19 protein-coding genes are annotated in these 22021 nt (G+C 67.0%); 4 read left to right on the plus strand and 15 right to left on the minus strand.

Translation table 11 applies throughout. The annotated features are described in order from the left end of the window. The 8 genes from U9978_RS02230 to lepA form a co-directional block, all read right to left on the minus strand. A partial coding sequence (locus tag U9978_RS02230; protein WP_322759338.1) for a hemolysin family protein occupies window positions 1–1224 on the minus strand: 1224 nt, incomplete at its 3' end. Window positions 1225–1316: 92 nt separating this feature from the next. Further along, entirely contained in the window at window positions 1317–1793 is a 477-nt protein-coding gene (ybeY, locus tag U9978_RS02235; RefSeq protein ID WP_322759339.1) for an rRNA maturation RNase YbeY, read from the minus strand. 98 nt (window positions 1794–1891) lie between these two features. After that, complete coding sequence (locus tag U9978_RS02240; RefSeq protein WP_322759340.1) at window positions 1892–2920, minus strand: PhoH family protein; 1029 nt, start codon at window positions 2918–2920, stop codon at window positions 1892–1894. A gap of 134 nt (window positions 2921–3054) precedes the next feature. After that, entirely contained in the window at window positions 3055–3801 is a 747-nt protein-coding gene (locus U9978_RS02245) for a 16S rRNA (uracil(1498)-N(3))-methyltransferase (protein WP_416210828.1), read from the minus strand. Window positions 3802–3854: 53 nt separating this feature from the next. Further along, window positions 3855–5003, minus strand: a complete 1149-nt coding sequence (gene dnaJ, locus U9978_RS02250; RefSeq protein ID WP_322759342.1) for a molecular chaperone DnaJ — start codon at window positions 5001–5003, stop codon at window positions 3855–3857. Beyond that, window positions 5003–6022, minus strand: a complete 1020-nt coding sequence (hrcA, locus tag U9978_RS02255) for a heat-inducible transcriptional repressor HrcA (protein WP_322759343.1) — start codon at window positions 6020–6022, stop codon at window positions 5003–5005. The genes dnaJ and hrcA overlap by 1 nt, the downstream gene beginning before the upstream one ends. Window positions 6023–6217: 195 nt before the next feature. Beyond that, window positions 6218–7462, minus strand: a complete 1245-nt coding sequence (hemW, locus tag U9978_RS02260; protein WP_322759344.1) for a radical SAM family heme chaperone HemW — start codon at window positions 7460–7462, stop codon at window positions 6218–6220. Window positions 7463–7998: 536 nt separating this feature from the next. Further along, on the minus strand, window positions 7999–9909 hold the full coding sequence (lepA, locus tag U9978_RS02265) for a translation elongation factor 4 (RefSeq protein ID WP_416210821.1): 1911 nt from the start codon (window positions 9907–9909) through the stop codon (window positions 7999–8001). 381 nt (window positions 9910–10290) lie between these two features. Here lepA and rpsT point away from each other — a divergent pair, with 381 nt between their 5' ends. Continuing rightward, a complete protein-coding gene (gene rpsT, locus U9978_RS02270) occupies window positions 10291–10560 on the plus strand; it encodes a 30S ribosomal protein S20 (RefSeq protein ID WP_322759346.1) in 270 nt (89 codons plus the stop codon). Between the two features lie 220 nt (window positions 10561–10780). Here the strand turns inward: rpsT and holA are convergent, their stop codons facing one another. The 5 genes from holA to U9978_RS02295 all read right to left on the minus strand — a co-directional run bounded on the left by holA (window position 10781) and on the right by U9978_RS02295 (window position 16367). Beyond that, entirely contained in the window at window positions 10781–11764 is a 984-nt protein-coding gene (holA, locus tag U9978_RS02275) for a DNA polymerase III subunit delta (RefSeq protein ID WP_322759347.1), read from the minus strand. Window positions 11765–11852: 88 nt separating this feature from the next. Then, window positions 11853–13424: a ComEC/Rec2 family competence protein gene (locus U9978_RS02280; protein WP_322759348.1), complete on the minus strand. Its 1572-nt coding sequence runs from the start codon at window positions 13422–13424 to the stop codon at window positions 11853–11855. Between the two features lie 136 nt (window positions 13425–13560). Next, window positions 13561–14556 carry a ComEA family DNA-binding protein gene (locus U9978_RS02285; protein ID WP_322759349.1) on the minus strand — a complete coding sequence of 332 codons (996 nt, stop codon included), beginning with the start codon at window positions 14554–14556 and terminating at the stop codon, window positions 13561–13563. Between the two features lie 224 nt (window positions 14557–14780). Beyond that, entirely contained in the window at window positions 14781–15620 is an 840-nt protein-coding gene (locus tag U9978_RS02290; RefSeq protein ID WP_322759350.1) for an SOS response-associated peptidase, read from the minus strand. 78 nt (window positions 15621–15698) lie between these two features. Continuing rightward, window positions 15699–16367 (minus strand): M50 family metallopeptidase, encoded by a 669-nt coding sequence (locus U9978_RS02295; RefSeq protein ID WP_322759351.1) that lies wholly within the window; start codon window positions 16365–16367, stop codon window positions 15699–15701. Between the two features lie 239 nt (window positions 16368–16606). On the opposite strand from U9978_RS02295, the gene U9978_RS02300 reads away from it, so the two are divergent. Together U9978_RS02300 and U9978_RS02305 are read left to right on the plus strand one after the other, a co-directional pair. Further along, complete coding sequence (locus U9978_RS02300; RefSeq protein WP_322759352.1) at window positions 16607–17353, plus strand: lysophospholipid acyltransferase family protein; 747 nt, start codon at window positions 16607–16609, stop codon at window positions 17351–17353. 575 nt (window positions 17354–17928) lie between these two features. Continuing rightward, window positions 17929–18735, plus strand: coding sequence for a FadR/GntR family transcriptional regulator (locus U9978_RS02305; RefSeq protein WP_322759353.1), 807 nt, complete (start codon window positions 17929–17931; stop codon window positions 18733–18735). 61 nt (window positions 18736–18796) lie between these two features. On the opposite strand, the gene U9978_RS02310 is transcribed toward U9978_RS02305, so the two are convergent. Continuing rightward, on the minus strand, window positions 18797–20152 hold the full coding sequence (locus U9978_RS02310) for an NAD(P)/FAD-dependent oxidoreductase (RefSeq protein WP_322759354.1): 1356 nt from the start codon (window positions 20150–20152) through the stop codon (window positions 18797–18799). Window positions 20153–20329: 177 nt separating this feature from the next. Here U9978_RS02310 and U9978_RS02315 point away from each other — a divergent pair, with 177 nt between their 5' ends. Beyond that, window positions 20330–21193: a putative RNA methyltransferase gene (locus U9978_RS02315; RefSeq protein ID WP_322759355.1), complete on the plus strand. Its 864-nt coding sequence runs from the start codon at window positions 20330–20332 to the stop codon at window positions 21191–21193. Between the two features lie 55 nt (window positions 21194–21248). Here U9978_RS02315 and U9978_RS02320 read toward each other — a convergent pair whose 3' ends face one another. Continuing rightward, window positions 21249–21971, minus strand: coding sequence for a polysaccharide deacetylase family protein (locus U9978_RS02320; protein ID WP_322759356.1), 723 nt, complete (start codon window positions 21969–21971; stop codon window positions 21249–21251). Window positions 21972–22021 lie beyond the last annotated feature (50 nt).

Below are 22021 nucleotides of genomic sequence, written 5' to 3' on the forward strand. Positions count from 1 at the left end.
GCGCCGGCCGGCCGCGCTCTCGGCGGTGAGCGTCAGCACGCCGACGGTTGCGGTCGCTCCCGGGATCGGCACGTGTCCCAGCGCGCTCGCCAGCAGCCCGCCGACCGTCTCGACATCGTCGGATCCCGGCAGCTCATCCGTTGCGAACAGCTCACGCAGATCGTCCACCGCCAGCCGAGCGGTCACCCGTGCCGCGTTGTCATCGATCCACTCGACCGGCGCGGTCTCGGTGTCGTACTCGTCGGTGATCTCTCCGACGATCTCTTCGAGAATGTCCTCGATGGTCACCAGCCCAGCGGTTCCACCGTACTCGTCGATGACGATCGCCATGTGGGTCCGGGACGCCTGCATCTCCCGTAGCAGGGCGTCAGCGTGCTTGCTCTCGGGCACCAGCGCAGGCGGACGCATCACGTCCGATACCGGACGGGCATCCCAGCCCTCGCGCTCGCGGCCCACCATGTCCTTGAGGAAGGCGATCCCGACGACGTCGTCCACCGTCTCCCCGGTGACCGGAATGCGCGAGAAACCACTGCGCAAGGCCAGCGAGATGGCCTGTCTCACGGTTTTCACCGACCCGATGTGGACCATGTCAGGACGGGGGACCATGACCTCGCGCACCAGGGTGTCCCCGAACTCGAACACCGAAGCGATCATGTCGCGCTCGCCACGTTCGATGACGTCGCGCTCCTGCGCGAGATCAACGAGGTCGCGCAGTTCCGCTTCGGTGGCGAACGGACCGTCCCGGTAGCCCCGCCCGGGAGTGACCGCGTTACCGAACGCGATCAGCAATCGGGGCAGCGGACCGAACATCGCACCGAGCCAGGTGGTGAGCCCCGCGGTCGCGAGCGCCACCACCGCTGCGTGCTGCCGGCCCAACGTTCGGAACATCACGCCGACCAGGACGTAGGCGAACAGGGTGCCGGCCAGTGCCCCCAGCGCGACCGAGGCGAATCCGGCGCCATAGGTGTGCACGGCGATCACAGTCACGCAGGCTGTTGCGATCATCTCCCCGACAATCCGCAACAACAGCAGCAGCGCCAGGTAGCGACCGGGGTCTGCGACGATCGTGGCCAGGCGGGTGGCCCTTGGCCGGCCGGCCCGCAGGAACTCCTCGACCGACACCCGGGAAACGCGGGTCAGTGCCGCGTCGACACATCCGATACCGGCTGCGAACAGCGCGGCAACCACCGCGATCAGCAGAAGTGGAACATCACCATAGCCCATGGGCTCGTCCCGTCAGCTCCCCCGCACCACGCTCAGTGTCTGCCACGCCGTATGCCACGCCCGAAAGTTGCTACGCCGCGCAATCACCACGCTCAGTGCGTACCAGCGGTCCGGGCGACGTCCCACGATGCCAGCAGGCGGGACTGCACCGCCCACATCTCGCGCTCTTCCTCCGCCTCGGCGTGGTCGTAGCCGAGCAGGTGCAGAATGCCGTGCGTACACAGCAGATGCATCTCGTGTTCCGTCGAGTGACCCGCCTTTGCCGCCTGCTTGCGGGCGACCTCCGGACACAGGACGACGTCGCCGAGCAGCAGAGCCGGGTCGTCCTCACCCGCATCGGGCGCGGACGGGTCGAAGGCGTCGTCCTGAGGGAAGGCCAGCACGTCAGTCGGACCTTCCTCGCCCATGTAGCGGACGTGAAGTTCCTCCATGGCGGACAGCTCCACCAACATGATCGACAATTCCGCCTGTGGATGGACCTTCATGGTGTCCAACACGAACCGGGCAAGGGCGGCAAGTGCGACCTCGTCGATGTCAACGCCTGACTCGTTAGCCACGAATACGGCCATCAGCCATCCCTCCTCGTGCGGCGCCACTGCGCACGGCACGTCCTCGGTTGCGCTTCATCTGGTTGCGCTTCATCTGGTTGCGCCCTATCGACGACGGGTCATCGTCGGTCCCGGCGCCCGGCCTGCGCGGGTCGCGGGCTGGACGCACTTGCCGCGTCCCAGCGGGCATAGGCGTCGACGATGTCGCTGACCAACCGGTGACGTACCACGTCCGCGCTGGTGAGCGTCGCGAAGTGGACGTCGCCGACGCCGTCGAGGATCTCCCGGACCACACGCAGGCCACTGCGGGTTCCGCTGGGCAGATCCACCTGGGTCACATCCCCGGTAACAACGATCTTGGCGCCGAAACCGAGCCGGGTGAGGAACATCTTCATCTGCTCACCGGAGGTGTTCTGCGCCTCGTCCAGGATGATGAAAGCGTCGTTCAGGGTCCGGCCGCGCATGTACGCGAGCGGCGCGACCTCGATGGTTCCGCTCTGGATCAGTCGTGGGATCGAGTCCGGATCGACCATGTCGTGCAAGGCGTCGTAGAGCGGTCGCAGATACGGGTCGATCTTGTCGTAGAGCGTGCCGGGCAGGAAACCGAGCCGCTCTCCCGCCTCGACCGCAGGCCGGGTCAGGATGATCCGGTTCACCTGCTTGGACTGAAGTGCCTGCACGGCCTTGGCCATGGCCAGATAGGTCTTGCCGGTGCCGGCCGGGCCGATGCCGAACACGATCGTGTGGACGTCGATCGCGTCCACATACCGTTTCTGATTCAACGTCTTGGGGCGGATCGTCCGGCCACGGCCAGAGAGGATGTTGAGGGTGAGGACCTCGGCTGGCCGCTCGTCGCCGCCACTGCGCAACATCGACAACGAGTGACTGACGTGGGACGGCGTCAGTTCCGTGCCGGACTCCAACAAGGCGATCAGTTCGGCGAAGAGTTTGGCAGCCAGTGCGTTCTCGTCCGGATGACCGGTAATGGTGATCTCGTTGCCTCGGACATGGATGTCGGACGGTAATGCCTGCTCGATGACACGCAGCAGCTCGTCCTGGTGGCCCAGCAGGCTTACCATGCTGTGCGCGCCCGGGACGACGATGCGGGTGACGGTCCGTTGGTCGGACGGGGAGACGGAATCGGTCATGGGTTGCAGCCGGCTGCGGCTACGAGACCTCTCAAACGGCATGAGTCAGTACGGCCCCTAGTCTAACGATCCGCGAGACCGCCGGTCGCGCGACAACCACCAGCATCGCGCAGCAGCATCGCGCCACCTCCGGCCTACCGATCCCAGCGGGTGGTATGGGACAACACGATCGCAGCCGCGACGACCCCTGCGGTCGACGTCCGTAACACCGTGCGGCCAAGCCGGGCAGGCACCGCTCCGGCTTCACCAAAGACCTCAAGCTCACTGTCGGTGATCCCGCCTTCTGGACCCACCACCACAAGAATCTCCGACGATCCCGCCGCCCCCGCCTCGCGCAGCCCCACGACCAGCGGTTCGGTCGCCTCCTCATGCAGAATCACCGCAATGTCCGCAGTCACGATCCGAGTACAGACTGCAGCGGTGTCGGCGAGGCCCGCCAGCCGGGGCCAGAACACCCGCCGCGACTGCTTCGCGGCTTCACGCGCTGTGGCTGACCAGCGCGCATGCGCCCGCATGCCACGATCTCCCTCCCAACGGACGATCGAGCGGGCGGCCGCCCAGGGGACGATCTCGTCGACCCCCACCTCGGTCATGAGCTCGACGGCGAGCTCACCGCGGTCACCCTTGGCCAGAGCCTGGACCACGACCAACCGGGGAGCAGGCTCCGGGTACACGACCCTGCGTTCGACCGTGCAGTCGACCTGATCGCGCCGACAGCGCAGAACGGTACATTCGGCGACCACCCCAAGGCCATCAGTGACATCTAGGCGTTCGCCGGGACGAAGTCGACGGACCGTTGCAGCATGGTGACCCTCCGGACCGGAAAGTGTCAGCTCCCGGTCGTCGGGCACCAGGCCCTGGTGGAAAAGAGGCGCGGTCAGCTGTCCGTTCCTCCGGTCCCGGTCCGTCCCACCGCAGCTCGCATCCGGCCCGCCTACCGCGTGCCGCGGGCCCCGCGGAGCCTGGAGAAGAAGCCCTGCCCGTCGGCGGTCCCGTTGCCACTGGTCACCACCGCCGGCTGCTCCTCGTCCCGCAACTTCGCCAGCTCTCGCAGCAGCCTTTCCTGATCAGGATCAAGCTTGGTCGGCGTCTCCACCACCACATGGATGTGCAGGTGACCGCGTCCAACCGAACGCAGATGCGGTATCCCCCGACCGCTCATGGTAATGACATGCCCAGGCTGCGTGCCGGGCTTGACCGTGAGGGTCTCGCTGCCGTCCAGCGTGTCCAACCCGCATGTGGTACCGAGTGCGGCGGCCGTCATGGGAACCCGCAGCTCGCAGTGCAGATCGTCGCCTTCCCGGGTAAAGATCGGATGAGGACGCTCCTGCACCTCGACGTAGAGGTCACCGTTGGGCCCGCCGCCCGGACCGACCTCACCTTCGCCGGACAACCGGATGCGCATCCCGTCCTCAACCCCAGAAGGGATCTTGACGGTCAGGTTGCGCCGCTTGCGTACCCGGCCGTCGCCACCGCATTCCCGGCACGGGTGCTCGATGATGCTCCCGGTCGCTCCGCACCGGGTACACGGTCTGGATGTGACCATCTGGCCCAGGAATGACCGGGTCACCTGTTGGATCTCTCCACGCCCGTGACACACCGGGCAGGTCACCGGATGACTACCCGGCGCCGATCCCTCTCCGGAGCAGGTGGCGCACACCGCCGCGGTATCAACCGTGATATCCCGGGTCGCCCCGAACGCGGTCTCGGCGAGGTCGAGCTCAAGGCGGAGCAACGCGTCGTTGCCGCGACGGACCCGTGAACGCGGCCCACGATTCGCCCCGCCACCGAAGAAGGCATCCATGATGTCGCCGAGGCCGCCGAAACCCGCCCCGAAGGATGCCCCGGCGCCACCTCCCCCACCGGGAGCCAGCGGATCACCACCGAGGTCGACGACCTGGCGCTTCTCCGGGTCCGACAGCACCTCGTACGCGGTGGTCACGGCCTTGAAGCGCTGCTGCGCCTCCGGGTCGGGGTTCACGTCGGGATGCAGTTCCCGAGCGAGCCTGCGATATGCCCGCTTAAGTTCGTCGGTTGAAGCGTCTCGGCGTACGCCCAGCACTTCATAGTAGTCAGTGGCCATCAGTCGGCACCCAAGAGATCACCCACGTACTTGGCGACGGCTCGTACCGCAGCCATAGCCCCCGGATAGTCCATTCGCCTCGGACCGACCACTCCCAGACCACCCAGAGCGGACGCTCCGCGACCGTACCCCGTTGCCACCACCGAGGTGGAACGTAGCGCATCCATGCTGTTTTCCTGACCAATACGTACCGTAACGGTGTCGAGGTCGCGTACCTCGCCGATCAGTTTCAACAGAACAACCTGCTCCTCCAGCGCTTCCAGAAGGGGACGCAGCGTATCGGCGAAGTCGAGAGCCGACAACGTCAGGTTGGCTGTACCCGCCAGCGCCACCCGCTCCTCGGGCTTGTCAACCAGCGCCTCCATCACCACCGCGATCAGCGTAGCCAGATGTGGACGCAAGTCAGGGCGGGCGGTGTCCGAGAGGTCCGCGACCGCCTCGGGCGCGTCCACCAGCCTGCGCCCGTTCAACGCGGCGTTGAGGACACCCCGCAGTTCGCCGACGATCAGATCGTCAACCGGGGCAGGCACTTCGACCACCCGCTGCTCAACCCTACCGGTGTCGGTAATCAATACGAAAAGTAGCCGCACCGGCGTGATCGTCACGATCTCGATGTGCCGGACGCTGCTGCACGACAACGACGGGTACTGCACGACGGCGACCTGGCGGGTCAGCTGGGCCAGGAGCCGAACCGACCGCCGGACCACGTCATCGAGATCGATCGCTCCCTCAAGGAAGCTCTGGATCGCCCGCCGCTCCGCCCGCGACAGGGGCTTGACCCCCGACAGCCGGTCGACGAACAGGCGGTATCCCTTGTCCGTGGGGATCCGCCCCGCGCTCGTGTGCGGCTGGGTAATGTAGCCTTCCTCCTCAAGCGCAGACATATCATTACGTACAGTAGCAGGAGATACCCCCAGCTGGTGGCGCTCCGCCAGCGCTTTGGACCCCACGGGCTCGTTGCTCAGCACAAAGTCCTCAACGATGGCGCGCAGAACGTCCAACCGCCGTTCCTCCAGCACGTCGTTTCACCCCTTCGCCACGTTGAGGCCGTCTGGCGAGGCCAGCCACGACCACACGAGGCGACCAGGACCAGAACCCGTACTTCCGAAGCGTCCTGGCACTCCGTTGCCTCGAGTGCCAATTGTAGCTGTCTTGGCCTCCAGCCGAGACGGTCGAGCGCCTCAGCGAGTGCAGAAACTCAACGCCGGAGCCGGTCAGTCCGGAAGGAGATCACGGACCACGGTATCGGCCAGGAGCCTACCGCGCAGGGTGAGCAACACGCGTCCGGCCTCCAGCCCGGCCGGCTCGATCAACCCGTCCACAGCAAGCGTCGTGGCCCGCGCACGCCCCGCGTCGGTCAGCTCGTCGACGGCAAGGCCGTCGGCCAGGCGAACCCCGAGCATCACCCGCTCCATCCGCCTGGCGTCGTCATCGAGCACCTCCCGGGCGGCGGCAGGACTCGCCTGCTCGGCGAGCAGCGCGCTGTAGGCGGCCGGATGGCGGACGTTCCACCAGCGCACACCGCCGACATGACTGTGCGCCCCCGGGCCGAAGCCCCACCAGTCATGACCACGCCAGTAGCCGAGATTGTGCCGGCTGCGGGAAGCTTCGTCACGGGCCCAGTTACTGATCTCATACCACCGCAGACCCGCCGCGGTCAGGGTCTGCTCGGCCTGGTGGTAGCGGTCGGCCATCATGTCATCGTCCGGCGGGAGCAGCTCGCCACGCCTGATCCGGCGGGCCAGCCGGGTGCCGTCCTCAACAGTCAACGCATACGCGCTCACATGATCGGGAGCGAGTTCGACCGCGGCGTCCAGGCTCGCCTGCCAGTCCCGGTCCGACTCACCCGGCGAGCCGTAGATGAGGTCGAGGTTGACATGGTTGAATCCCGCCTTGCGTGCCCAACTGACCACATCCGGTACGCGCCCGGGAGTGTGCCGCCGGTCAAGGGCGGCGAGCACGTGCGACCGGGCACTCTGCATGCCGAACGAGACCCGCGTGTAGCCGGCGGCGCGCAGCTGTTCCAATGTGCTCGCGTCCACGGACTCGGGGTTCGCCTCGGTCGTCACCTCGGCGTCCGGGGCGATGCCGAACTCCGTGTCGATCATTCGAAGCAGCGCCTTGAGGTCCTCGACCGGAAGTAGGGTCGGCGTCCCGCCGCCGAGGAAGATCGTGGACACAGCCAGGTCTGCCGCGCCGAGGACGGCGCGGGCCACGCGAAACTCACCGGCAAGCGTCTCGACGAACGTCCCGATCGCGACTCCCGGGCCGAGCTCGGTCGCCGTGTAGGTGTTGAAGTCGCAATAGCCGCAGCGGGTTGTGCAGTACGGGATGTGGACATAGACCCCGAACGGGCGAGTGCCCACCAGCTCTGTGGCCGACGCCGGAAGCCTGCCGTCGGCCGGGGCGGCTTCGCCGGCCAACCCGCGGCCGGAAGCGGCCGCCGTGATGCGTGACATGACCCGTGACATGACCATAGTGTGCCCGAACGACGACACTGTGTCTGCCCCTTGCATCCACTTTCGTTACAGCAATCGCAGCCGTCACCCAGCTGGAACATTCAGCCCCGAATGAGACATGCACCACTGGATGGACGCGTGCCACCGGATGGACGGCTACCCGGACACGACGCGTGTTGTCTTCTCATTGTGAATATACCAGGCAATATGGGCGAAGCGTCGTGAACTCGTGGTCCCCAGCCGGGGAAGCTGATTCACATGAATGACGACGCCGTGCGCGGTGTCCTCGACAACATCGAGGATCTTCTTCCCCCCCACGCGACGGAGTATCGATCCGGTGCACCGACCGGACCGGACGGTCCTACCCACCGCGAGGAACCTGTTACCGAACCCATCCGACTGCCGTCATCCTCTCCCCGGATCGGCTAAGAGCGCCCGGCCGACCTAACGCCCCCACCCCGGCCCGCAACCGCGTCGTATCGCATTCGCCCGGACCTCGTCGCACCGATGAGGTCCGGGCAGCGGGTCAGGCGTTCCTACTTCGTGGTCTTCGGGGTGTTGGCGGCGTTGGCGGAATCCGTCGACAGGGCCGCGATGAAAGCCTCCTGAGGGACCTCGACGCGACCGATGGTCTTCATCTTCTTTTTGCCCTCCTTCTGCTTCTCCAGCAGCTTGCGCTTACGCGTGATGTCGCCGCCGTAGCACTTCGCCAGCACGTCCTTGCGAATCGCGCGGATGTTCTCCCTGGCGATGATCCGACTTCCGATCGCCGCTTGGATCGGCACCTCGAACTGCTGGCGTGGGATGAGCTCCCGGAGCCGGGAGGTCATTGCCACGCCGTAGCCGTACGCCTTGTCCCTGTGTACGATCGCGGAGAACGCGTCGACGGCCTCGCCTTGGAGGAGGATGTCGACCTTCACCAGGTCGGATTCCTGTTCGCCGGCGGGTTCGTAATCAAGGCTGGCATACCCACGGGTACGGGATTTCAGCGCATCGAAGAAGTCAAAAATGATCTCACCGAGTGGCAGTGTGTATTTGAGCTCCACCCGGTCTGTGGATAGGTAGTCCATCCCGCGCAACGTGCCGCGGCGCCCCTGACACAGCTCCATCACCTGGCCCACGAAGTCCGACGGCAGCAGCACCATCGCCTCCACGACCGGCTCATAGACCTCGTTGATCTTTCCCGCCGGCCAGTCGCTCGGATTCGTGACCACAGCCTCGCTGCCATCCTCCATGACCACCCGGTAGACCACGTTCGGCGCGGTCGAAATGAGCGTGAGGCCGAACTCCCGCTCGAGGCGTTCCCGGACGATCTCCAGATGGAGAAGCCCTAGAAAGCCGCAGCGGAACCCGAACCCCAACGCAGCGGACGTCTCCGGCTCGTAGGTCAGCGCGGCGTCGTTGAGCTGCAGTTTGTCCAGAGCCTCGCGCAATGCCGGATACTCACTGCCGTCAAGTGGATACAAACCGCTGTAGACCATCGGGCGTGGATCACGGTAGCCACCCAGCGCCTGCCCGGCCGGCCGACTCGCCGATGTCACGGTGTCGCCGACGCGGGCCTGTCGGACGTCCTTGACACCCGGGATGAGGTAGCCGACCTCCCCCGCGGAGAGTCCGTCACGTGGGATCGGGTCCGGCGAGATCACCCCGACCTCGATGGTCTCATGGCTGGCCCGCGTCGACATCATCAGACAACGGTCCCGGGTGGTCAGGCGTCCGTCGACCACCCGCACATAGGTGATCACGCCCCGATAGCTGTCGTAGACACTGTCGAAGATCATGGCCCGAGCGGGAGCGTCCGGGTCGCCCATGGGCGCGGGAATCCGGCGGACGATCTCATTGAGCAACTCGGGCACGCCCTGCCCGGTCTTACCCGATACCCGCAGGACGTCATCAGGATCACAGCCGATGATCTGTGCAAGCTCGGCCGCGTACTTCTCGGGCTGCGCGGCCGGAAGATCAATCTTGTTGAGCACGGGGATGATCTGAAGGTCGTTCTCGAGCGCCAGGTAAAGGTTCGCCAACGTCTGCGCCTCGATGCCCTGGGCCGCGTCGACCAGCAGCACCGCACCCTCGCATGCCGCCAGCGAGCGGCTCACCTCGTAGGTGAAGTCGACGTGACCAGGAGTGTCGATCAGATGCAGGATGTAGTCACGACCGTCATCGGCCTGCCACGGCAGCCGGACACTCTGCGCCTTGATCGTGATCCCGCGCTCGCGCTCGATATCCATTTTATCCAGATACTGAGCACGCATGTTGCGGGCCTCGACCACGCCGGTCACACCGAGCATCCGGTCGGCGAGGGTCGACTTGCCGTGATCGATGTGGGCGATGATGCAGAAGTTGCGGATCGACGCCTGGTCAACCGAAGCCTGGCTGACACGGCGCGGGTCGGAAGCTGCGGGCACGCGGGAGTCTTCTCGTTTCGTCGGGATGGGCCTGCGCATCGTGGGACTGGACCACTGTGGGACTGCACCACTGTGGGACTGGACAGACCGTGGGTCATCCCCATCGTGCCAGGCTTAGAGCGCCCGGCAATAGGGACGCGGCGTCGCGGGGCCGGCGCGACCGCTCGTGCCCAGCCGGACCGCGCCACCCTGCACGGCCGCCAGCCCACACGGCCGGCACGCCGCAAGCGCCGGGACCCGCGGGCGGTCGAGCGGAGCCGGCACCCACCCGCGAGTGGTTCGTCGAAACCTTGATAGGGTTACCGATGTTTCCCCGGTGGCTCGGCTCCCAGGGGTCGACGTGCACCACCCGGCGGTGGTGAACCGACACCGGTACCCGACCACCGTCCATACCGATTCGACGACCAGGGGTTCTTTCGCGTGGCCAACATCAAGTCGCAGATCAAGCGCAACCTCACGAACGAGAAGCGACGGCTGCGCAACAAGGCCGTTAAGTCCGAACTGAAGACGGTTGTCCGCCGCTTCCGCGCAGCCGCGGACGCAGGCGACTCAGACCGCGCCGGCCTTGAGCTGCGCATCGCGTCACGCAAGCTCGACAAGGCTGTCAGCAAGGGCGTCATCCATGCCAACCAGGCTGCCAACAAGAAGTCGGCAATGGCCGCGCGGCACGCCTCCCTGACCGACGCCTGAGCACGGTCGTCACGGCCGCAGGCCCGCGCCGGGTGCTTCGCCCTGCCTGGGCCTGCCGTCATGAGCGTCACCGCCAACGTAATGATCACTCGCGCACTCGCCGGATCGGCCAACGCAATGATGGTCCCAAGCATGACGCCGCCGGCCCCGAGAAACCTACCCGACCGGTCCGGTTGATCCTGATCCAGCGCCTGGGTGCCAGGCGCCTCGACGCCCGGAATTACCGGCTGGCTCCCGTCGCGCGACCACGAGCCGCCACGATCTCTGCGACCAGGCGTTCCAGTCCGTAGGCCGGATCAACAGCGCCGCCCTTGACAGCCGCATCCGCAGCGCCGGCGGCACGCAGCGCCCGCGCCAACCCGGCATCACTCCACGCCTGGGCCGCCCGCTGGGAGCGCTCGACCTTCCAGTCGGGCATGCCGAGGTTACGGGCCATCTCCCAGGCGGAGCCGCCACCGGCGGCGGCGACCCGGGCGAGATCTCGTAGCCCGGTGGTCACGGCGCTGACCACGAGTACCGGGGGGACCCCGCCGCCCAGCGTCTGCCGAAGGGCTGTCAATGCCTGCGCCAGGTCGCCGGCGATCGCCGCGTCCGCCACCGTGAAACCGGTTGCCTCTGCCCGGCCCCGGTGGTACAGGACTACCACCGCCTCAGTGACCCGCCCACCTGAGTCCGCAACCAATTGATCACATACAGCCGCCAGTTCGCGCAGATCACCACCGACGGCGTCCACCAGAGCCTTCACCGCGCCCGAACTGATCTGGCCACCGAGCCGACGGACCTCGGCCGCGACGAAGTCATGCCGATCGCGAGGACGAGTGAGGCGCGCTGCCGGAATCACCCGCGCGCCGGCCGCCTTCACCGCGTCCGCCAGCTTGCGGTTGCGCACGACACCGCTGTGCACGACGACGAGAACGACGTCGTCCAACGGTCGGGCCAGGTAGGCGAGCAGCGCGTCCCGAAGGTCGTCTGCCAGCTCCTGCGCACCGCGCACCACGACGACGCGCAGCCCACCGAACATCGATGAGCTGGACAGGTCAACCACGTCGCTGTCGGTCAACTCGCCGGGGGCCCGATCGACGATCTCCACCTGGGCATCGTGGACCCGAGCCGCATCCACGACTTCACGGACCCCCCGGGCGACCAACAGCTCCTCGTCCCCGGCGATGAGGACCAGCCGCGGCAGTGCGGACGTTGACGACACGCTGGGGAGCATGTCATGCGCACGGCCCGTGGGCTGCGACGCCCTCGTTGAGGTGCCGCGTCGTTGCACCCGGCGTGGACACCGTCGGTCATCCCGTGGATGGCGATGATCCGGCTGACCCAACCATGACGATCAGCTCAACAGTCACCGCTCCGATCGCTGCCGCAGCAAGAAGGCTGCGTCCGCGGCGCCGACGGACTGCACCCAGCGTCACCACGGTGACGGCGACAAGAGCCAAGGCTCCGGGTGGACCGGTCGGCCACGCGATCTGCGCTCCCGGTGCCCGCGCGGCGATGTCGGCAATCATGACCAACCATCCGCATGGCACGCCGGCGAGGGCGGCGAACAGCCGGGCCAGTGGCATACAGCAAACCGCAGCCATCGTGGCGAGCACCCCAAGGATCGTTGCTGGGGCAACCGCGCAGTCGGCGATCATATTGGCGGGAATGGCGACCAGGCTGACCCCGCCACCGATCGCGGCGAGCACCGGCGAGCAGGCGACATGTGCCGCCGCGGCGACCGCGAGCAGCTCCGCCAACCACTTCGGCATCCGTTGTGACAGCGCGTCCCGCCAGCCTGGAGCCAGGATCACCAGGCCGGCGGTCGCGAACACCGAAAGCGTGAAACCGGCCGAGCGGGCAAGATCGGGACTGACGAGGACCAACATGAGCACCGTGGCACAGAGCGCGGGTACAGCCCCCCGTTGCCGCCCGCTACCCGTCGCGACAATCCCGATCAGCCCCATGACACCGGCCCGTAGAACGCTGGGAGACGGTCGGGCCAGCACGACGAAGCAGAGCAGGGCCAATGCGACCCACCCGGCCCGCAGCCACGGACCAAACCGACAGCGCCGGACGAGGAGCGTCACCGCGGCGATGATGATCGCACAGTTCGCGCCGGACACAGCCACCAGATGTGACATTCCGGCGACCCGGAAGTCGTCCTTGACGTCCTCGGCGAGATTGCCCGTGTCGCCAACCACCAGACCCGGCAACAGCCCTCGGCGCGGGCCGTCCAACCCGGACGCCGCATCGCGAAGCCCCTGCCGCAGATGGGCTGCCGCTGCCTGCACCGTCGATGGTCCGCCGACCACCACCGGCGGGCCCCGAACGAAGAGGACCGCCGCAACGGTGTCAGCCGCGCGTGGGGAGGCAAGGTTGCCGTCGGCACGGATCCGCTGACTCGGTAACAGGTCCGCCCAACCGCTCGCGGTCGCCAGGACGAGCATCGGCTGACGCAGCCGGAGATCACGCCCGTCCGCGCTGAGGCGCTCGACCCGTAACGGAACGATCACCAGCTGGGTGTTGCCACGAGGGCTCACCCTCGGATCACCGGTGAGCGTCCCTTCGATAGTAGCGGCCGCTCGAATCCCTTCAAGATCGGCAAGAGGACCGTGCACGCGCCCACGGGCCGCGACACCCGCGGTGAGGACCCCAGCGGCGAGGCAGGCCAGCACAGCGAGCCCTGTTGCCGCGGGCCGCCAGATGTGGGGTCGCCGCGCCAGGAGGACCGCGCACACCAGTACCGAACAGAGGAGGAGCCCGGCGATCAACAGGACGGGCGGGGCCGGCGCGGTCAGGCCCGCGCCAGCCGCACCGACCCAGGCCGCGAGCGCCGGCCCGACAAGCCGAAGGTCGGCGGGTCGGTCTTCCCCGTCCATGCTCCGGGGACTGCGGCCTCCAGGCGCGCGATCTGACGATCGTCGCGCGCCCTTTGGCCCTCTGAACCTGACCGTGTTCATGTCGACGGTCCGCACTGCGCGCCGGCCCCGGGTCGATCGGGCCGATCCCCGCCCATCAGACGGTGATGAGTGGCAGCAGATCGGCGAGTCGCCGATCGCCGACCCCGGTCACCTCCCCCAGCTGGCGAGGCGAGGTGAAAGTGCCGTGAGCCTTGCGCCACTCGACGATCCGCTGTGCAAGGACCGGCCCCACCCCGGGCAGCCCGTCGAGTGCCTCCACCGTGGCGGTATTGAGGTTCAGCGGTGTTTCCGGCGTGACTGCCGACGATCCCCTTCCCCCACCGGTACCACCACCGGTGTCACCACCGGCCGGCGCGGGAGGCGCCGGGCCGGGACGGCCGTCCACAAGGATCTGCTCGCCGTCCACCAGACGCCGCGCCAGCGCGAGACCAGCCGTATCCGTCCCAGGGAGTACTCCGCCAGCCTGGGCAAGCGCATCGACCACCCGGGATCCGGCCGCCACGGTCAGGACGCCGGGGCTGTGCACCTTGCCCACCACTTCAACGACGATTTGTACTGCCGGGCTATGTGTGGCGCCAGTCGATGACCAGATCACCGGCTTCGAACCGGCTGCATCAGCGTCAGCCTGCCCATGGCCCTGTGCCCGCGCCGACTGTGTCCCAGCGGCGAGCGCCGTCAGGGACACCGGTCTGTTCCGCCAGGCGAACCATCCAGCCGTCAACGCCGCGGCAAGGGCCACGACCACGAGCAGCAGCGCTCCGCGGATGGCCGGATCGACCAGGCCGCCGCGCAGAAGCCGCGGCAGGCGTTCGGCAAGACCCAGCGGGCCGGACCGGGGAGCAGGCTGCCGCTCAAGCCGACCGGCGATGTCTTCGGGCAACAGCTCATCGAGCAGGTCGCCTTCGGAATGCTCGCCGACGAGCGCAGCGGACCGTGGCGACGGTGCCGCGTCGCACTGCCCGGCAGGACTCGCCGGCGGGTGACCGTCCGGTCCCCCTGATGCCGGGGTATGAACTGTCGACAATCGGTGCCGGGGTCCGGCGGCGATGTCGACCCTGCGAGTACCGCGAATGAACGGAAGATCAGTCATGTCCGCGACGGTAGACCGCCCCGTCCTTCATGACACGCTTCGATGTGATCCTGTGGATATCCGACTTTTATCCACAGGCAAACCACGGCTGACGAATACTTCTGATATCTTTGCCGTCATTGTTGATGCACGGCGACCAGGCCTGATCAATCAGTTCGTGAATTCTTCCACGGCTACCGTGGAAATCATCGCTTTACCGTCGGTTGAGATGAGGCGGGTTGACATCAGGCGAACGGAAGTTCGTCGTCGCGGACTGTCTTCATAGTCCGGGCCGTCGATGTGCTCCGGGCCGTCGATGGCGCCCGAGTGGCCGACCGATCCGTGCCGTCCGCGCGGTCACGGCGTTGCGAAACCGGGGACTCGTCGGTCTCCTCGCCTGCGACAATCGGGTCGAGTAGGTGCGGGTCGTTGTTGCGTACGTTCCCAACGCGGGAGGTGACCGGGTACGCCCGCAACATTCCGACGGGCGCGGGCGCAAGCATTGCGGTCACAGCGACCGGATCGTCAAGGCGCGGGTCGAGCCAGCGCGACCAGGACGCCCGTGACAGCAGCACAGGCGAACGTGGATGCAGGAACTCCAGACCGCCGGCCGCGGTGGTGGTGATGATGGTGAACGTCGCACATACACCGCCCGACGGAGGCTGCCATAGTTCGTACAGGCCCGCGAGCGCGGCGGGTCCGTCATCGCCCGGACGCACCAGGTACGGCTGCCCACGGCGGGCGCCATCCACCCGATGCCACTCGTAGTAACCGGTGGCCGGTACCAGGCAGCGACGGGCACGCAGCGCGGCACGGAAAGCGGGCTTGGTGGCCACTGTCTCCGCTCGAGCGTTGATCAGACGGTTGCCGATCGCGATGTCGCGTGCCCACGACGGCACCAACCCCCATCGAGCCATCCGCAACCGCGCGCCCCCGTCCGGCTGCTCGGGCGGGACGACAACCACCGGAACCACGCTGGTGGGCGCCACGTTGAAATTCGGCTGGACGCCACCCGTCTCGTCACGTGCCGTGAACGACTCCGCCAGCTGTCGGGCGCTCAGGGCATTGGCGTACCGACCGCACACAGTACGACAGTCTGCCAGCGAACGGCCTTGCCTGCATCCGGGCTTCGCGCTCCCCACGCAGCCGTGCCGGCCCGGTCATCACCGCAGAAGCCACTCGACCGAGACAGCCAGGCAGAGCAAGGAGACGATTGCGAAAAAGGCCACCCAGAGCACGGCCGGGATACCGGTGAGGCGTGCCAACTGGTCCGGGTCCGATGTCGACGCGCCCCGACGGCGGCTCCGTTGCACCTCGACGATCGGCCGCACACCGCCGATGAGGAGGAACCAGGTGACAAAGGCTGCGAACACCTCCTGATAGGGCGACGGCGCCAGCAGGGACACGGCGATGACCGTCGCGGCGCTCAGCGCTATCGACAGCACGCCGAACGCGTTACGGATAGCAACCAACACTCCGAGTAACAGAGCGACGCTGAGTCGCAACAACACGCTCACCTGGTCGGCAGCCAGCAGGGCCGCGCCGCCCAGACCAAGGATGGACGGAGTGATATAGCCGGCCGCAACCGTGATCACAACGCCCGGCCCGGTCGGACGACCCGCCGACACGGTCACCCCGGAGGTGTCCGAATGTAGTCGGATCCCGCCGACGCGCCGGCCGCTCCCGACCGCTGCGAGCGCATGCCCACCCTCGTGTGCAATGGTGATCACGTGTCGGGCCAGCGGCCACAAACGCGTGTTGAGCACCACGAGGAGGGCGACGGCGACACCGGCAAGGACTGTCCATCGCGGCGGGTCCCCGGACGTGAGCAACTGTATCCACTGGTCAGGCGTCGTACGTCTCCTGTCTCAACAGTCGCTGTCAACGGGCGGGTGCGGTGTCGGTGTGACCGCCAGGACCCGAGTATGCAATGCTCGAACAAAAGATCGTCGAGGGTCGGCCTGCATGAGGTCCCACCGGTTCACGACACCAAGGGTACGATCAGATATTGACTTCTCGTGACCGATCGGCGTCATCGTCACGACAGGGAACGTCGGGAGGTAAAGAGCGGGTGGCGGAGCTCGTCTACAAGCCAGTGATCCGTCTCGCGCTCGGGGCCTTCAAGGCTCTCGACCTCAAGCTGGATGTCCGGGGGCAGGAGCACGTACCGGCCACTGGTGGCTGCGTGGTGGCGATCAACCACGTGTCATATCTGGACTTCGCGCTCGCCGGTGTTCCGTTCTGGTACGCTCACCGGCGTCTGGTGCGCTTCATGGCCAAACACGAAGTCTTCTCCCACCCCATTGCCGGGCCGCTGATGCGAGGGATGCGCCATATCCCTGTCGACCGGTCGGCGGGGGCCGGCTCGTACCGTCACGCGGTACAAGCTCTGAAGGCCGGTGAGCTCGTTGGAGTCTTCCCCGAGGCGACCGTCAGTCGTAGCTTCTGTCTCCAGCCCTTCAAGTCCGGGGCGGCCCGAATGGCCGCCGAAGCGGACGTTCCCGCACTCCCGGTAATCATTTGGGGCAGCCAGCGCATCCTTACCAAGGGACGGCCACGTAACCTCCGGGCAGCGCGAGGAACCCCCGTATCGATCATGATTGGCGAACCGATCCCGACGGCCGACCTGAAAGATGCCCAGACCGGAACACAACTGCTGGCGGATGCCATGGCGAAACTTCTCGCCGACGCCCAGCGGGACTACCCACCGCCCCCTCCCGGCGAGTCACCATGGTGGCTACCCGCCCACATGGGTGGCTGTGCACCCACGCTCGAGGCAGTCGCGCGGGAGCAGGCCGCGCTCCGCGACAAGAAGTAACGTTCACTCAGAGTCTGTTTTGAATCTTGGGTTCGGACAGCGAGCCGCGTCCGGCTGGTTCCCGACACGAGTTCGGCGAAACGCGACGAAAACCACCGCGAGCATTGTCAGATAGATCTCATCACGCCGAACTCCGCGCGCCCGTGATCATAACTGTGGTCGTCCTGGGGCTCCCGTCGCGCCGCCCGCTCGGACCACCCACGCCGGTTCGCACCGCAGGCCGCGGCAGGTACCCCGGCTGGATACCAGGCCGGTCGACATCCGTGCAGCCGACCCCGGCCATCGCGACCGGAGAAGCTTATAGCACAGGGGTCGACAGACCTTTACGGAAGGGGTGGGTGGGCATTTCTTCGGGAGCACCTCTACCCGACAGCTCGAGCCCGACTCCCCGTGCAGACAAGGCAAAGACTACTTGTAGACAACATCCGAGCCCCAGATGTGTCCGGGCTCTCTAGAGAACAGGGGCGACCCATTGGTAACCTCAAGCACCAACAACATTTGAGCCGACCCGTTTGGCTCGCCGAGTCCGTGTTGTATAGAGACTCACCTGTTCGTTGTCGATGGAGGCGCCCACGATGGCTGTACAAGAGCTGGCGATGCCGACTGCTAGCAGGGTCGGCACAGTGGTCGCGATCGGGCAGCAGGTTCGGGTCCCGAAGACCGCCGAGCTGGTCGCGGCGCACCTACGACGCCGCATCGTGCGGGGAGAACTCGTCGAAGGCGATGCACTGCCGCCTGAGGCCACCCTCATGGAACAGTTCGGTGTCTCCCGGCCGACATTGCGAGAAGCATTCCGTGTACTTGAATCCGAGGCTTTGATCACAGTCAGGCGCGGTGCACATGGTGGCGCCCGGGTGCATACCCCCAACGGCGACATCGCCGCACGCTACGCCGCCCTGGTCCTGGAGTACCGCGGTACCACGCTGGCCGACATCCATCAGGCTCGCGCCGTGATCGAGCCGCCGTGCGTGGCAATCCTGGCCGCGAACCGTACTCAGGATGACCTCGACAAACTCAGGCTCGGGGTGAGCGAGACAGCCGCCGCGACGGCGACCGACGATCCAGGCCAGTGCCTGCAAGCCAATCTCGCCTTCCACGTGCTGCTTGTGGAGCTCGCCGGAAACACGACGCTTTCAGTCCTGTCGGGTATGCTGCGCCACATTCTTGATCTTGCGACGCTCTCCTACCCAGCCGCGGATCGCAGCCCCGAACACCGGCTCACCATCCGCCGGCGACTCGTCGACCACGAGCGCGTCGTGGACCTCATCGAAGCCCGTGACGCCCGCGCCGCCGAGGACCTGTGGCGGGAGCATCTGCTGGAGGCCGGCCGCTACCTGACCGACGGCCCGGTAGCCGCGACCGTACTCGATCTACTCGGCTGATCGGCTACTCGGCTACTCGGCCGATCCGGCAAGGGTCGGTCGACATTCGAATGGATACAGATCACCGCAGCGGGTCGAAAGGCGCGAGCTGAGCGGGACAGTGCCCGGTGGTGACCGCCTCAGCCACCAGCTGGCCGGTGATCGGTCCGAGTGTGATGCCCCACATCCCGTGACCGCCAGCGACAAACACCCGCCGTGACATAGTTCGCCCGATCAGGGGAAGGCCGTCCGGCGTACACGGACGGGAGCCGACCCACTCCTGCGTCCGGGTATCGAGATCGATACCCGCCAGCAGCGGGCGCACCGCGTTGACTATCGCGGTGATGCGGCGGCGATCCAGCGGCGCGTGCGGTTCCTGGAATTCCATCATCCCGGCAATGCGCAGCCGGTCCCCCAGCGGTGTGCACGCCACCCGGTGGGTCGGAAAGTACAACGGGCCACCTGGCAGGACGCGCGCCGTGACGCTGAAGCTGTACCCACGCCCCGCCTGGACCGGAGTCCGGACCCCGAACGGGCGTACAAGATCGGTCAGCCAGGCGCCGCTGGCGACCACCACCATGTCGAACGGCTCGATCTCTCCGGTGGAGAGCTCCAGCCCGACCTCGGCGCCCCCGACACGATATCGATCATGGTGGTCGACATCCCGGTCGGCATGGATGGCCAGTACACCGACGCCCTCCCGCAGCGCGCCGCCCCGGGCCCGGACACTGTCCGCGAGCGCTGTCACGAAATCCCCGGGATCACAGAAGCGCTGGCCGTCGATGCGGATCGCGGCACCGATCCCATCGGCCAGCGCCGGCTCCAGTGTGCGCACGGCGGCGCCGTCGAGCAGGTCGAATTCGACGCTCTGGCCGACATCGCGTATCTCCTCCAGTTCAACGATCAGCGCCTCGCGCTCGCGTGGATCGCGATAGCAGGCCAGGAACGGCGCGGCCGGGCGGGTGGGTACGTCCACTCCCCCGGCGGCAAGGATGTCGAAGGCACCCAGTGCCCGCCGATTGAGCGGTGCAAGTGCACCCATCGCCCGCCGCCAACGGTTGGCCGTGCTGTTGCGTGCAAATCCGGCGAGGAAGCGCAGCAATCGCGGGTCGGCACGCGGCGGTACGTACACCGGCGATGTCGGCTTCAGTACAGCCCGCAGGCCATAACGCAGGACGGCCGGCTCCGGCAGCGGCGCAGCCAGGCTCGGGGTGAGCCAGCCGGCGTTACCCCAGGACGATCCCGCGGCCACCCGGGCACGCTCGATCACTGTGACCTCGACCCCGCGCTCCTGCAGAAACCAGGCAGTGGCCAGGCCGACCATGCCGGCACCGACAACCGCCACTCGTCCGGGCGCGCGCGACCCGCGGCCGACGCCGACGCCGACGCCGACGCCCGCGACAGCCGGGTCGGCTCCCGAACCCTCGTCAGCGCACATGTGCGTCACACCACCTCACTATTGTGCTCCGGGGACTGCGGCCTGCGGGTGTGCGATCTGACGATCGTCGCGCGCCTTTCGGCCCCCTCGAACGCGGGCCGGCGCTGGGTCGATCCAGTGTGCTCACCAGGCACGTACGGTCGTTGTCATGCGGCCGATGATGACGGTGGGCCAGGCGTGATTCATACGGTTCTCGCCTATCTCACATGCCCGATGTGCGGACAGGCTCTCGCCACCGACGCCGGGCAGATCCGGTGCCCGGACGGCCACGCATACGACCTCGCTCGGGGAGGTCACCTGACCCTCACGACCGGTCGGGCCACTGGGATTCCCGGTGACAGCGCGGACATGGTCCGGTCACGAGAGGCGTTCTTCGCGGGCGGCCACTACAGCGCGCTCGCCGACCAGCTCAGCTCGGTCATCCAAGGCACTACGATGGAAACCGGGCGGATCGGTGCCGAGCCGGTCGTCGTCGACATCGGCGCCGGCCCCGGTTACTACCTGGCACACCTGCTGAACCTATGCCCCGACGCGGTCGGCCTCGCCATGGACGTGTCCACCTATGCCCTGCGGCGCGCCGCCCGTGCGCATCCGCGGATCGGTGCGGTCGGCGTGGACGTGCGCGGCCCGTTGCCGGTGCGAACAGGCACGGCGTCGGTCATTCTCGATGTCTTCGCGCCGCGCAATGCCACGGAAATGCACCGCATCCTCCGGCCGGACGGATATCTCGTCATCGTCACGCCCACCGCCCGCCATCTGGCCGGCCTTGTGGGTCCGCTCGGTCTCATCACGGTCGACGAGCGAAAGCCCGAGCGCCTCCGCGCGAAACTGGGTGAATCCTTCGTACGACGGGAGCGATTGACACTCGACCTCGACATGTCACTCACCACATATGATCTTCTGCATCTTGTGATGATGGGGCCGACCGCTCACCACCGTCGCGCCGCCGACATCCAAGCGATCATCGAGGAACGGTGGCCGAACGGCGCAACTCCGACGGCGTCATTCGCAATCGAGGTGTACGAACCCCGCCCTGCATAGGGCCTGCCCGATGGAGCTGCGATCGCGCGGATCAATGTCCGGAAACCGCGCGGATTCAGCGAGCGGTCAGGTCTGCCATGAACATGGTTTCGACCGTGACCGGGACGAGCGCCCGCTCAACGATCAGGCGTTCAAGCTCTCCGTAGAGCTCGACGACCACCTGCTGATTCGCGTGTCCCAGCACGACCGCCCCCGCCTGGATGGCCTGACGCGCAGCCGCGATGAGTTCGCCGGCAGTGACCCCCATCATCGAATCGCCCACCGACCCGCTCCACATGAGGATCCGCGAATAACCCAGTTCGGCGAGAATCTCTCTCGACCGCTCGCTGTGTTCCCCGTACGGCGGGCGGAACCACGGTCGGGTCGTGACACCGAATGTCTGGTTGACCCAGTCGTCATTGCGTTCCACCTCGGCGCGCAGCGCCGCGTCGGAAAGCGTACGGATACTGCGGTGGCTCCAGGTGTGGTTGACCATCGTCACCTGCCCGGATTTGATCAGCCACCGGACGGCGTCTGCATGCTGATTCCACACGTTGCGGTACATCCCGTTCGGCGCGAACGAGAGCGGAATTTTCGTCCGGCTGGCGAAGTCGACATAGCCGGCAACCGCGGTGGCATTGAAGCCGTCGTCAATGGTGAGCGCGACCTGGCGGGTCGCTCCCGGCGCATTGAAGAGGATCTGTTGCTGTCCGGGCGCGACCGCGATCGGAGCGGGCGACACCGACCGGCCGGCTGACGGCGCTACCTGCGACGGTTGGACCGGCGCAACTGGCAACATGCGGATCGACGGGACGACAGGCCGCGGACCAACCGCCGGCGGAACGGACC

It is taken from the genome of Protofrankia sp. Cr2 (genome assembly GCF_963555885.1).
Lineage (GTDB): Bacteria > Actinomycetota > Actinomycetes > Frankiales > Frankiaceae > Protofrankia.

Excerpts from the sequence above, each read along its gene's own strand:
- ybeY (WP_322759339.1), bottom strand. The coding sequence starts at position 1,793 with ATGGCCGTATTCGTGGCTAACGAGTCAGGCGTTGACATCGACGAGGTC.
- U9978_RS02240 (WP_322759340.1), bottom strand. The coding sequence starts at position 2,920 with ATGACCGATTCCGTCTCCCCGTCCGACCAACGGACCGTCACCCGCATC.
- dnaJ (WP_322759342.1), bottom strand. The coding sequence starts at position 5,003 with ATGGCCACTGACTACTATGAAGTGCTGGGCGTACGCCGAGACGCTTCA.
- hemW (WP_322759344.1), bottom strand. The coding sequence starts at position 7,462 with ATGTCACGCATCACGGCGGCCGCTTCCGGCCGCGGGTTGGCCGGCGAA.
- lepA (WP_416210821.1), bottom strand. The coding sequence starts at position 9,909 with ATGCGCAGGCCCATCCCGACGAAACGAGAAGACTCCCGCGTGCCCGCA.
- U9978_RS02280 (WP_322759348.1), bottom strand. The coding sequence starts at position 13,424 with ATGGACGGGGAAGACCGACCCGCCGACCTTCGGCTTGTCGGGCCGGCG.
- U9978_RS02285 (WP_322759349.1), bottom strand. The coding sequence starts at position 14,556 with ATGACTGATCTTCCGTTCATTCGCGGTACTCGCAGGGTCGACATCGCC.
- U9978_RS02305 (WP_322759353.1), top strand. The coding sequence starts at position 17,929 with ATGGCTGTACAAGAGCTGGCGATGCCGACTGCTAGCAGGGTCGGCACA.
- U9978_RS02310 (WP_322759354.1), bottom strand. The coding sequence starts at position 20,152 with ATGTGCGCTGACGAGGGTTCGGGAGCCGACCCGGCTGTCGCGGGCGTC.
- U9978_RS02320 (WP_322759356.1), bottom strand. The coding sequence starts at position 21,971 with ATGTTGCCAGTTGCGCCGGTCCAACCGTCGCAGGTAGCGCCGTCAGCC.